This is a genomic window from Streptomyces sp. AC512_CC834 (genome assembly GCF_019049325.1).
GTDB lineage: Bacteria > Actinomycetota > Actinomycetes > Streptomycetales > Streptomycetaceae > Streptomyces.
This window is the reverse complement of record NZ_JAGMUO010000113.1, coordinates 1-12,019: the sequence shown is the minus strand read 5'-3', so window position 1 is coordinate 12,019 and position 12,019 is coordinate 1. Positions and strand designations below refer to the sequence as shown.

10 protein-coding genes and 1 tRNA gene are annotated in these 12,019 nt (G+C 71.1%); 5 read left to right on the top strand and 6 right to left on the bottom strand.

The window, feature by feature from the left end:
- The first annotated feature begins 127 nt into the window (after positions 1–127).
- From KUM40_RS35025 to KUM40_RS35005, 5 genes are all read left to right on the top strand, one after another.
- Positions 128–1,555 carry a DUF1476 domain-containing protein gene (locus tag KUM40_RS35025; protein WP_217170344.1) on the top strand — a complete coding sequence of 476 codons (1,428 nt, stop codon included), beginning with the start codon at positions 128–130 and terminating at the stop codon, positions 1,553–1,555.
- A 259-nt stretch (positions 1,556–1,814) separates the two neighbouring features.
- Entirely contained in the window at positions 1,815–3,302 is a 1,488-nt protein-coding gene (locus tag KUM40_RS35020) for a PhoX family protein (protein ID WP_217170343.1), read from the top strand.
- Positions 3,303–3,337: 35 nt separating this feature from the next.
- Positions 3,338–3,417 (top strand) — tRNA-Met (locus tag KUM40_RS35015).
- Positions 3,418–3,797: 380 nt separating this feature from the next.
- Complete coding sequence (locus tag KUM40_RS35010; RefSeq protein WP_217170342.1) at positions 3,798–5,381, top strand: TROVE domain-containing protein; 1,584 nt, start codon at positions 3,798–3,800, stop codon at positions 5,379–5,381.
- A gap of 57 nt (positions 5,382–5,438) precedes the next feature.
- Positions 5,439–5,999: a TetR/AcrR family transcriptional regulator gene (locus KUM40_RS35005; protein ID WP_217170341.1), complete on the top strand. Its 561-nt coding sequence runs from the start codon at positions 5,439–5,441 to the stop codon at positions 5,997–5,999.
- A gap of 44 nt (positions 6,000–6,043) precedes the next feature.
- Here the strand turns inward: KUM40_RS35005 and KUM40_RS35000 are convergent, their stop codons facing one another.
- The 6 genes from KUM40_RS35000 to KUM40_RS34975 all read right to left on the bottom strand — a co-directional run bounded on the left by KUM40_RS35000 (position 6,044) and on the right by KUM40_RS34975 (position 11,917).
- Positions 6,044–7,249 carry a TerD family protein gene (locus tag KUM40_RS35000; protein ID WP_217170503.1) on the bottom strand — a complete coding sequence of 402 codons (1,206 nt, stop codon included), beginning with the start codon at positions 7,247–7,249 and terminating at the stop codon, positions 6,044–6,046.
- Between the two features lie 86 nt (positions 7,250–7,335).
- Entirely contained in the window at positions 7,336–7,557 is a 222-nt protein-coding gene (locus KUM40_RS34995; RefSeq protein ID WP_217170340.1) for a hypothetical protein, read from the bottom strand.
- 184 nt (positions 7,558–7,741) lie between these two features.
- Complete coding sequence (locus KUM40_RS34990; RefSeq protein WP_217170339.1) at positions 7,742–8,731, bottom strand: zinc-dependent alcohol dehydrogenase family protein; 990 nt, start codon at positions 8,729–8,731, stop codon at positions 7,742–7,744.
- Positions 8,728–9,609: a carbohydrate ABC transporter permease gene (locus KUM40_RS34985; protein WP_217170338.1), complete on the bottom strand. Its 882-nt coding sequence runs from the start codon at positions 9,607–9,609 to the stop codon at positions 8,728–8,730. The genes KUM40_RS34990 and KUM40_RS34985 overlap by 4 nt, the downstream gene beginning before the upstream one ends.
- Complete coding sequence (locus tag KUM40_RS34980) at positions 9,606–10,550, bottom strand: carbohydrate ABC transporter permease (protein ID WP_217170337.1); 945 nt, start codon at positions 10,548–10,550, stop codon at positions 9,606–9,608. The genes KUM40_RS34985 and KUM40_RS34980 overlap by 4 nt, the downstream gene beginning before the upstream one ends.
- The gene (locus tag KUM40_RS34975; protein ID WP_217170336.1) at positions 10,547–11,917 is read right to left on the bottom strand and encodes a sugar ABC transporter substrate-binding protein; all 1,371 of its coding nucleotides are present in this window, start codon (positions 11,915–11,917) and stop codon (positions 10,547–10,549) included. Before KUM40_RS34975 ends, KUM40_RS34980 begins: the two co-directional genes overlap by 4 nt.
- Between the last annotated feature and the right edge of the window lie 102 nt (positions 11,918–12,019).

The window sequence follows — 12,019 nt, the reverse complement described above, 5'->3', positions numbered from 1 at the left end:
ATGTACACCACCCGACGGGGAGATGAACCGGGCGGCATCGGTGGAAACCCGTCTAGGCTGAGCGGTTGAGCCGTACGGCGTCCGGACCGGTCGTACGGCGGTCAAGGCGCGCGAGGAGAAACAGCCGATGTCAGACAGCTCCACCCTGCCGCCCGCACGGCTGCGGCCCGAAGCCGAGCTGGCCCGCGACGCACTGTCCGCACCAGTGCTCGCCCGGGCCGCCCGGCTGGCCCGCTGGGCCGGACCGGACACCCGCGTCGACGCCGGCGGCGGACTCGTCGACGAGCAGTTGCCGGCGGCGGCCGAGCAGCTCGGGCTGACCGGGGACGACGCGGCGGCGTACGCGAGCGAGGCCTGGCGGATCGCCGTGGACACCGGGCTCGTCGAGATCACCGACGAGGAGGCAGGCACCGTGGCGGCCGGCGAGGATCTCGCCCTGCTCACCGGCGGCTCCCCCCAGGACGTGCTCGGGGTCTGGCTCACCGCCCTGGAGGCGGTACTCGCCGACGCGAGCGTGCCCGACCTCGACGACCTGGTCGACGCGATGGCCGAGGGCGGCGAGGTCGACCTGTCCTCCCTCGACTGGGACCCCGACGCAGAGTCCGAGTTCCTCGACGGCGTGCTCGGCAACCTCTACCTGCTCACCGTCGGCGAGGACGGCCCCGGCGACGCCCCGGTGCCCCTGCCCGCGCTGGCCGCCTCCGTGATCGTGCCCAGCGACATGGGCGAGCCCAGCAACGAGGTCCTTGAGCAGGTGTCGGACGCGATGATGCGCCTGGACGACCAGTTCCGGCTGCTTGAACCGGTCGGAATCGTCGAGTACCAGCCGGTCGACGAGGCGCTGATGGCCGACGCCGACGAGGAGCCCGCCGCCCCCGTCGACGACACCGACGTCGCCCGCTACGGCATGGTGCGCCTCACTCCGCTGGGACTGTACGGACTGCGCGCCCGGCTCCTGGACGCCGGCTTCGAGGCCCCCGCCGTCGGTGACCTCGCCGACAAGGGCGCCGACGCGCTGCTCGACGGCACCGCCCCCTTCCCGCCGGCCGCGGCCCACGCCGAGACCGAGCTGTGGCTCGCCGGACGGAGCCCGCTGGACGCCGCCCGCGAACTGCTGGCGGCGGCACGCGGCTCCGACACCGGCGCGCCCCTGCGCCGGCTGCGCTGCCAGCAGGCGCTCTCCCTCGTCGGCGGCGAGGCCGAGCCCGCGCTGCGCGAGGTCCTCGACGACGCCGAGCTGGGCGGCCTGGCCCGGGTGTGGCTGACCGAGCACGGAGCCCGGGACGTGCCCGCCCCGCCGCAGGAGATGGTCTTCTGGCTGACCATCGACACCGTCGCCGCACAGCTCGCCGCCGAGGGCAACTCCGAGGAACTGCGCGCCCTGGTGGAGGGCCTCGCCCGCCAGCACAGCGGCTTCTTCGACACGGCCTGGCGGGTCGAGCACCCGGCCGCACCGGACGTCCTGGAGGCGATGGGGCGGCTGCACCCCGACAAGAAGATCGCCAAGGAGGCCCGCAAGGCGGCGTTCAAGGCACGCTCGCAGCAGGGCGGTTGAGCGGCGGGCAGGGATGAGCGGCGGGCGGGGACGAGCGGCGGGCAGGGATGAGCGGCGGGCAGGGATGAGCGGCGGGCAGGGATGAGCGGCGGGCAGGGATGAGCGGCGGGCAGGGATGAGCGGTGGCGGGGAGAGGCCTTCGCCCGTTCAACTCCTGTTCAGACACGGGCGGGACTCCCGTTCAGGCACGGGCGCGAGCGTGACGCCGGAACCGAGGTCCGCCACCCTCCACGGCACGCCCACCGTCACAGGAGACACCATGTCGCTCACCCGCAGGGACTTCGCCAGTCGATCCGCGCTCACCGGCGCCGGAGTCGCACTGGCGGGCAGCGTCGGCGCCCTCGCCACCGCTCCGAACGCCCTCGCGTCCACGGACACCGAGAGCGTCGGGGAGGAACACGGCCACGGCCACGGCCACGACCATGATCACGACCACGGGCACGACCACGGCGGCGTCGGCTACGGACCGCTGATCCCCGACCCGGACGGCATCCTCGCCCTGCCCGCCCGCTTCAGCTACGAGATCATCACCTACTCGGGGCGGACCAAGCTGGAGTCCGGCGAGTACACCCCGTCCAACCACGACGGCACCGCCACCTTCGACGGCCCGCGCGGCACCACCCTCCTCGTCAACAACCACGAACTCGGCGGCCACCGCGACGACTGGCGGCACCCCGTCCCGCTCACCGAGGGCCTCGTCTACGACCCGGCCGCCGGCGGCGGCTGCACCGTCGTCGAGGTCCGCCGCGGCGGCCACGTCGCCGAGTGGGTCGGCATCGCCGGCACCGCCCAGAACTGTGCGGGCGGCAGCACCCCGTGGGGCACCTGGCTGACCTGCGAGGAGACCGAGGACAAGGCCGGCGAGGAGGGGATGACCAAGGACCACGGCTACGTCTTCGAGGTCGACCCCGAGGACCGCCGCGCCAACCGCGACCCCCAGCCGGTCAAGGCCCTCGGCCGCTACGCCCACGAGGCCGTCGTCATCGACCCCAGGCGCGGCCACGCCTACCTCACCGAGGACGCCTCAGGACCCAACGGCCTGCTCTACCGCTGGACGCCGCCCGAGCACTTCCGGCACGGCCGCGGCCGGCTGCGCACCCTCGCCGACGACGCCGGGGTCCTCCAGGCGTTCAAGTGCTTCGACTCCGGCGGCACGTTTGTCGACGACCTCTCCCGCGCGACGAAGACCGGCACCGTCTACGGCGTCGACTGGGCCGACGTCCCCGACCGCGACGCGAAGACCACCTCGGTGCGCAAGCAGTTCGCCGCCGGTGAGGTCACCCGCGCGCGCAAGCTGGAGGGCATGTGGTGGGCGGACGGCGGCGCCTACGTCGTCACCTCCTTCGCGCGTGACGAGAGCCCCGGTCGCCCCCACGACGGCCAGGTCTGGTTCTACGATCCCAAGCGCCGCACCCTCACCCTCAAGGTCCTCCTCGGCGTCAACGCCGACCCGTCGGCCGACGGCGCCTTCGACGGCCCCGACAACATCACCGTCTCCCCGTACGGCGGCCTGGTCATCGCCGAGGACGGCGAGGGCGTCCAGCACCTGTTCGGCGCCACCGACAGCGGGCGCACCTACCCCATCGCCCGCAACGAGCTGAACCTCGGCACCGAGGACGACCCCGATTACAGCGAGTTCACCGGCGTCACCTTCTCGCCCGACGGCCGGACCCTGTACGCCAACATCCAGACGCCCGGCATCATGCTGGCGATCACGGGGCCGTGGAAGCGGCAGAAGCGCCGGTAATTAATTCGGTCGCCCGAGCGACGGCTGCCCTTTTAGAGTGATGAACGTCCAGGTGCGAAGGCAGGACCTACTTCCACTCATAATGGGGCGGTCACGGGTTCGAGTCCCGTCTCCGGCACAACGCGCCGGTGTAGCTCAGGGGTTAGAGCACCTTGTCGGTTCCGCCGACCTGAACTCTGGACACCCATAACTTCATGCAATTTCATGCAACTTCATGCACCTCCCGGTGCGCGGGCCGCGGCTACTTCTTCTCTCCAAAGAATCCCATGCCGCCGCCCACTTGATCTCGGGAGGCGCAGCAGATGGCAGGGTGCCCGGTGCGCAGGCAACGGATACTTCCTTGACCGGAGTGTTGCGGGTTCGAATCCCGTCACCGACTTCGGGTCGGTGTAGCTCAATTCGGCAGAGCATCCGGATGTTCCCGTCGCCGATTCCGATCTCGGGCACCCTCCTTCTGTCGCGTCTCCCTCCGAAAAGAATTCGGGGGAATTCACCATGGCGCGATTCAACACCAGGTCCGTGAAGGCGCAGCCCGCCTCGCGCGTGACCTCGACGGGCCGCGTACTGCGTACCTACGAGGGCGGCCGCGGCAGCGAGCGCGACGCGCGCTCCGAGCTCTTTCTGCTGTCGGTGGGCAACTTCGTGTCCCAGCAGACCTTCTACGAGACCGGCGCCGCCCGCGACGACCGGTTCGCCACGCTCGTGCGCGAGCTGGCCCTCACCGACCCGTCCTGGACGGCCGGCCTGCTCGGCTGGCTGCGCGGCGAGGGCAACCTGCGCACCGCCTCGATCGTCGGCGCCGCCGAGTACGTCAAGGCCCGCCTCGACGCCGGCGCCACGGGTGGACCGGCGAACCGGCAGGTCGTCGCCTCCGTCCTCCGGCGGCCCGACGAGCCCGGCGAGCTGCTCGCGTACTGGACGGCGACGTACGGCCGCGCCGTGCCCAAGCCGGTCAAGCGGGGCGTCGCCGACGCCGTACGACGGCTCTACCACGGCAAGTCGCTGCTGAAGTACGACACCGCGTCCAAGGGGTACCGCTTCGGCGACATCCTCAACCTGGTGCACGCGGCGCCTGACCCGGACAAGCCGTGGCAGGGCGAGCTGTTCCAGTACGCCCTCGACCGCCGGCACAACCCGGACACCGCCGTGCCGCCCGCTTCCAACCGTGTCCTGACCGCGCACCGCGAGCTGATGGCGCTGCCCGTCGCCCAGCGGCGAGCGGTGGTCACGGCGCCCGACGGTGCCGAGCGGCTCGCGGCGGCGGGCATCACGTGGGAGATGCTGGCCGGCTGGCTCCAGGGGCCGATGGACCAGGCGGCCTGGGAGTCGGTGATCCCGTCCATGGGGGCTATGGCATCGATCCGTAACCTGCGCAACTTCGACGAGGCCGGCGTGTCCGACGAGGTCGCCGCCCAGGTCGCGGCGCGGATCAGTGACCCGGCCGAGGTGGCGCGTTCGCGGCAGTTCCCCTTCCGCTACCTCGCCGCGTACCGGCACGCGCCGTCGCTGCGCTGGTCGTACCCGCTGGAGCGGGCGCTCGGCCACTCGCTGGCCAACGTGCCCGCGCTGCCCGGCCGGACGCTGGTCCTCGTGGACCGCTCGGGCTCGATGTTCTACTCGCGGATGTCGGACCGCTCGGAGCTCAACCGGGCCGACGCGGCGGCGGTCTTCGGCACGGCGCTCGCGCTGCGGGCGGCGGACGCGGACCTCGTGGAGTTCGGTACGTCGAGCAACCGCGTGAAGTACCGCAAGGGCGAGTCGGTGCTGAAGATCCTGGACCGCTTCGGCGACCTGGGCGGCACCGACACGACCGGGGCGGTACGGCGTCACTACAGGAAGCACGACCGGGTGCTGATCGTCACCGACGAGCAGTACGCGTACAGCCGGCACGGCGACCCGACCGAGCAGGTGCCGCAGCACGTGCCGGTCTACACCTGGAACCTCGCCGGGTACCGGGCGGGCCACGGCCCGTCGGGCAGGGCGAACCGGCACACCTTCGGCGGCCTGTCGGACGCGGCCTTCCGGATGGTTCCGCTGCTCGAGGCGGCCCGGGACGCCGACTGGCCCTGGGCGGCCTGATCCGGCGGCGCGCGGGGTAGGGTGCCCGGAAGGTTGCCCGGCGGGCAGGGAGTGGCGATGGCGCAGGTCAGGCCTTTGCGTGCGGATGCCCGGCGCAATCGTGAGCGGTTGCTCCGGGTGGCCGCCGAGGTGTTCGCGGACCGTGGTGCGGGGGCGGCGCTGGACGACATCGCCCGGCGTGCGGAGGTCGGCGTCGGCACGTTGTACCGGCACTTCCCGACGCGACAGGCACTGTTGGAGGCCGTCTACCTCGAGCGCGTCGAGGCGGTCGCGGCCCGTGCCGACGTGATCGCCGCCGCCCGGCCGCCGGGTGCGGCGCTCCGCGCGTGGCTCGACGAGCTCGCCGTCGGGATGCTGCAGGCGCGCGGGCTGAAGGCGCTGCTCGGTACGGCCGTCACCAGTGGTTCCCCCGCGTGCGGCGACTGCGTGCGCGGCGCGGCGGCGCGACTGGTGCGGGCGGCGCAGGAAGCCGGCGAGCTGCGGCCGGACGTGGCGCCGATCGAGGTGCTGCGGCTGGTGCACGGGGTGGTGACGGCGTGCGAGTCCGCCGACGAGGTGGACGAAACGGCCGCCCGGCGGTACCTGTCGCTGCTCATGGAGGGGCTGGCGCGGCCGTAGGGCGCCCGGCTGTCCGGGCGCCCCTTGCCGTCGTCCGGTCTCTCCTACAGTGCCTGGGCCGCCGGCTTCACCATGCCTCGCACCGTGCGGGACTTGACGAAGTCGCCGATGGCGGTCATCTCCCACTCGCCGGAGTACTGGCGGATCAGCTTCGCCATCATCACGCCGGTCTGCGACTCGGCGCCGGTGAGGTCGAAGCGGACCAGCTCCTCGCCGCTCGCGGCGTCGATGAGGCGGCAGTAGGCCTTGGCGACCTCCGTGAACTTCTGGCCCGAGAACGAGTTCACCGTGAAGACCAGGCCGCTGACCTCCTGCGGAAGCCGGCCGAGGTCGACGACGATCACCTCGTCGTCGCCGCCGCCCTCGCCGGTCAGATTGTCGCCGGAGTGCTTGATCGCGCCGTTCACGATCGAGAGCTTGCCGAAGTAGCAGCTATCGATGTGGTTGCGCTGCGGGCCGTAGGCGATGACCGACGCGTCCAGGTCGATGTCCTTGCCGCGGTACGCCGGCTCCCAGCCGAGGCCCATCTTGACCTGCGAGAGCACCGGCTGGCCGCCCTTGACGAGGGAGACGGTCTGGTTCTTCTGGAGGCTGACCCGGCCCTTGTCGAGGTTGATCTTGCCGGTGCCCGGGGCGGGCGCGGGCGGGGCCGGGGGTGCCGCGGGCGGAGCGGCGGGCATCGTGGGCGCGGCGGCGGGCGGGGGAGGCGTGGCAGCCTGGGCCCGGGGCGGGGGCGCCGCCTGGGCGGGGGCCGCCGGCTCCTCCACCGTGACACCGAAGTCCGTCGCGATGCCGGCGAGGCCGTTGGAGTAGCCCTGGCCGACCGCGCGGGCCTTCCAGGCGCCGTTGCGCAGGTAGACCTCCACGATCACCAGTGCGGTCTCGGTGCCGAGCTGCGGGGGCGTGAAGGTGGCGAGGACGGAGTTGTCGTCGCCGTTGCGGATGGTGGCGGTCGGCTCGATGCCCTGGAAGGTCTGGCCGGCGGCGTCCGGGCTCGCGGTGACGACGATCTTCTCGATGCCCGGCGGGACGGCCGAGGTGTCGACCACGATCGCGTCCGGGGCGCTGCCGCCGCCGGAGCGGTAGGTCACGCCCTGGCCGGTGGGCTGGTTGTAGAAGATGAAGTCGTCGTCGGAGCGCACCTTGCCGTCGGCGGTGAGCAGCAGGCCCGATACGTCGAGCCGCACCGGGGCGGCGACGTCCACCGTCACGCGGGCGGCGGAGAGGGGGATGTTCGAGCCGGGGGTCATAGCTGTCATGTCGGGTGAACGAGCGAGGGCGTTTTACCGTTCCCTTACCCGGCGGCCAATCGGGTCGGCGGCCGGGGAGCGCCCGGTCAGCGGCGGTTTCGGGGGTGGTTTCGGGCCGTGCGTTCGTTGCCGTGCTTGTAGTTGCCGGTCCAGCGGGCCATGACCAGTTGCGGGTCGCCCGCCGTGACCTCTTCGAGGAAGCGGGCGGCTCGGGAGCCGTTGAGGGTGGTGGCGGGGCGGTTGTGGTGGGTGATGTGGACGGTGCCGGATGCGGTGGCCGTGTAGGCGAAGCCGTGGGGTTTGGGCATGCGGGGATCGTAGGGCGGGGTGGGGTGGCGGGCCCACGGGGTTTCGCCCCCGCCGCCGCCCCGTCCCATTCCCGTCCGATTCCCGTCCCATTCCCGTCCCATTCCCGTCCCTGGGGGCTGCCGCCCCCAGACCCCCGCTTCGGCCTGAACGGCCTCGTCCTCAAACGCCGGACCGGCTAGACAGTCAGGGCACGACCACGATCTTGCGGCCCACGCCCGCCGCGAACTGCTCCAGGGCCTGCGGGTAGCGGGCCAGTTCGATGCGGTCGCTGATGAAGACGTCGGGGTCCAGGACGCCGTTCGCGAACAACTCCGCCGCGCGTTCGTAGCTGTGCAGGACGGCCATCGAACCCGTGATGGTGATCTCCTGGTTGTAGATGCGATACGGGTCGATCTGCACGCGCGTCGCGTAGTCGGCCACGCCGAACTGGAGGAACGTGCCGGCCTTGGCGACCCGGTCCAGGCCGTCCTGGATGGCGGCGGCGTTGCCGGTCGCGTCGATGACGAGGTCCCAGCCCTGGGGACGGTCCAGCTCGTCCGGGGTCGCGGCCGACGCCGAGACGCCGAGGCCACGGGCCGTCTCCAGGCGGGCCGGGTTGAGGTCGACCATGTCGACGCTGGCCGCGCCGGTGCGCTTGGCCAGCTCCAGCATCATCAGGCCCATCGTGCCGGACCCGTAGATCAGGACGTGGGCGCCGAGGCGGGACTGGAGGACGTCGTAGCCGCGGACCGCGCAGGACAGGGGCTCGATCAGGGCGGCGTCCTGGGTGCGGACGTGCTCGGGGAGCTTCACGCAGTTCGCGACCGGTGCCACCGCGAACTGCGCCGCGCCGCCCGCCGTCGTCACGCCGATGGCCGCCCAGCGCTCGCAGAGGTTGTTGTGGCCGGTGCGGCAGTAGCGGCACTCGTAGCAGTAGAGGGAGGGATCGACGGCCACCTGGTCGCCGACCGCCACCTCCGTGACCTGCGCGCCGACGCCGACCACCGCGCCGGCGAACTCGTGGCCCGGCACGATCGGGAGCTTGGGCGCGAACTCGCCCTGGAGGATGTGCAGGTCGGTGCCGCACAGGCCGCAGGCGGCAACCTCGACGACGACCTCGCGCGGCCCTGGCGTCGGGTCCGGGACCTCGGTGACGACGGCACGGCCCACGGACTCGATGACGGCGGCCTTCATTTCACGGCTCCCAACGACAGGCCCTGGACCAGTTTGTCCTGGGCGGCGAACCCCGCGGCGAGCACCGGCAGGGAGATGACGAGCGACGCGGCGCACACCTTGGCCAGGAAGAGACCCTGGCTGGTGATGAAGCCGGTCAGGAAGACGGGGGCGGTCTCGGCGACCACGCCCGTCAGCACCCGGGCGAAGAGCAGTTCGTTCCAGCTAAAGATGAAGCAGATCAACGACGTCGCGGCGATGCCCGGCAGGGCGATGGGGGCGACCACCCGGACCAGGATCGTCGGCAGTTTCGCGCCGTCCACCCGGGCCGCCTCGATGATCGCGACCGGGACCTCGGCCAGGAAGGACTGCATCATCCAGACCGCGATCGGCAGGTTCATGGAGGTGTAGAGGATGACCAGCAGCCAGATGTTGTCCAGCATGTCCGTGTTCTTGGCGAACAGGTAGATCGGCAGCAGGCCCGCCACCACCGGCAGCATCTTGGTGGACAGGAAGAAGAAGAGGACGTCGGTCCACTTCTTCACCGGGCGGATGGACAGGGCGTAGGCGGCGGGCAGGGCCAGGACCAGCACGAAGAGGGTCGAGGCGATCGACGCCACCGCCGAGTTGGCCAGTGCGGGCCAGGGGCTCGCGCCGCCGTCCACGCCGAAGAACTCGCGGTAGCCGTCGAGCGTCAGCGACGCCGCGAACGACGGCGGGTTGGTGGCCGCGTCCGACTCCGAGTGGAAGGAGGTCAGCGCCATCCACGCGATGGGCAGGAAGAAGACGATGCCGACCAGCCAGGCAACCAGGCCCAGGCCCGCACCTGCCTTGCGGCGGGTTCGGACGCGCTCGGTGCCGGTGCCGGTGGCGGCGGGTCGTACGGCGGTGGCGCTCATGCGCGGCCAACCTCCTCGCGGAACAGGGACGACACCACGCGCAGTGCGAAGGTGGCGATGATGATGGAGCCGATGACGACCAGGACGCCGGCGGCCGAGGCGAGGCCGTTCTCGTGGGCCTGGTAGAAGCTCTGGTAGACGGTGTAGGGCAGGTTGGCCGTGCCCAGGCCGCCGGACGTGATGGTGAAGACGGCGTCGAAGTTCTGCACGATGTAGATCGAGCCGAGCAGGGCGCCCAGCTCCAGATAGCGGCGCAGGTGGGGCAGGGTGAGGTGGACGAAGACCTGCCAGTCGCTCGCGCCGTCCACCCGGGCGGCCTCGATCTGCTGCTGGTCGCGGCTCTGCAGGCCGGCCAGCAGGATGAGCATCATGAAGGGCGTCCACTGCCACACCAGGGATGCCTCGACCGCGAGCAGCGGGGTGTTGGAGATCCAGTCCGGCTGCGGTCCGCCGACGTAGTGCAACAACCCGTTGAGCAGGCCGTACTCGGGGTTGTAGAGGACGTGCTTCCACAGCAGGGCCGCCGCCACCGGTACCACCAGGAACGGGGCGATCAGCAGGGTGCGGACCACGCCCCGGCCCTTGAACTTCCGGTCGAGGAGCAGGGCGAGGGCCAGGCCGAGGACCAGGCTGGTCAGGACGACCGCCACCGTCAGCAGGATCGTCGTCCACACCGACTCGCGCAGGGCCGCGTCGGACAGGACGTCGCCGTAGTTGCCGAAGCCGGTGAAGCTGCGGGCGTCCGGGTAGAGGGCGTTCCAGTCGAAGAAGGAGATCACCAGGGTCGCCACGAAGGGCAACTGGGTGACCAGGATCATGAAGACCAGGGCGGGGAGGAGGGGGGCCCGGGTGGCCCAGTTGCGCAGCCGGTTGGACGGCGGGCGGACGGTGGAGCGAGTGTGTTCGGGTGCGGCCGAGGGGGCCGTTGTCGTGGCGGTCATCGTCCCTCGTACTCCTCGGAGATCTTCTCGGCGAGCTGCTGGGACTTCTTCAGGGCCTCCTCGACGGACTGACGTCCGGCGATGGCCGCGCTGATCTCCTGGGAGACCTTGGTACCGAGGTCGGTGAACTCGGGGATGCCGACGAACTGGATGCCGGGCGCGGGGCGCGGCTGCACGCCGGGGTCGTTCGGCTTCGCGCCCTCGATGGCCTCCTTGGTCATCTCCTGGAAGGCGGCGGCCTCCTTGACGTAGTCCGGGTTCTCGTACGTCGAGGCGCGCTTGCCGGCCGGGACGTTGGACCAGCCGGACTCCTCGCCGACGAGCTGCTCGTACTCCTTGCTGGACGCCCAGGAGACGAACTTCCAGGCCTTGTCGGCGTTGTGGGAGGCCTTCTGGATGCCCCAGGCCCAGGTGTAGAGCCAGCCGGAGGAGTCCGTCTTCTCCACGGGCGCGGGCGCGTAGCCGATCTTGCCCTTGACCGGGGAGTCGGCGGCGTCCAGGGAGCCGGCCGCGGAGGTGGCGTCGTACCACATGGCGACCTTGCCCTGCGTCATGTTGTTCAGGCACTCGGCGAAGCCGGACTGGGCGGCGCCGGACTCGCCGTGCTCGCGGACGAGGTCGACATAGAACTTCGTCGCCTTCTCCCACTCGGGCGAGTCGAGTTGTGCCTGCCAGTCCTTGTCGAACCAGGTGCCGCCGAAGGTGTTCACGACCGTCGTCAGGGGTGCGATCAGCTCGCCCCAGCCGGGCAGTCCGCGCAGGCAGATGCCCTTCATGCCGGGCTGGAACCCGTCCAGCTTCTCGGCGAAGCCGGCCACCTGCGTCCAGGTGGGGTGCTCGGGCATGGTCAGGCCCGCCTTGGCGAACAGGTCCTTGCGGTACATCAGGAAGGACGACTCGCCGTAGAAGGGCTGGCCGTAGAGCTTGCCGTCGTCGCCGGTGAGGGACTCGCGCATCGGCCCCAGGATGTCCTTCTCGTCGTACCCGGGGTCCTTGGCGACGTAGGAGTCCATCGGCTCGAGCCACTCGTTGCGGGCGTAGATGGGTATCTCGTAGTTGGAGAGGGTGGCGACGTCGTACTGGCCGGCCTGGTTGGCGAAGTCCTGGCTGATCTTGTCGCGGACGTCGTTCTCCGGCAGGACGGTGAAGTTCACCTCGATGCCGGTCTCTTCTGTGAAGTGGTCGGCGGTGAGCTTCTGCAGCTCGACCATCTGCGGGTTGTTGACCATCAGGACGTTGATGGCGTTGCCGCCGGATCCGGCGCCGCCCGCCCCGACCCAGCAGCCGGTGAGCAGCGGGGCGAGCAGCGTCCCTGCGGCGGCCATGGCGAGCGTGACTCGCGGCCTCCGTCGGCTCTGGGTTCGCATGGATCGCTCCTGAACATATGGGGAGGTATGGGGTATTGGAGAGTGCGGATGTACTGCCGTGCGGGGAAGTGGGACGGGGGAAGTGGGGCGGGGGAGAGGGAC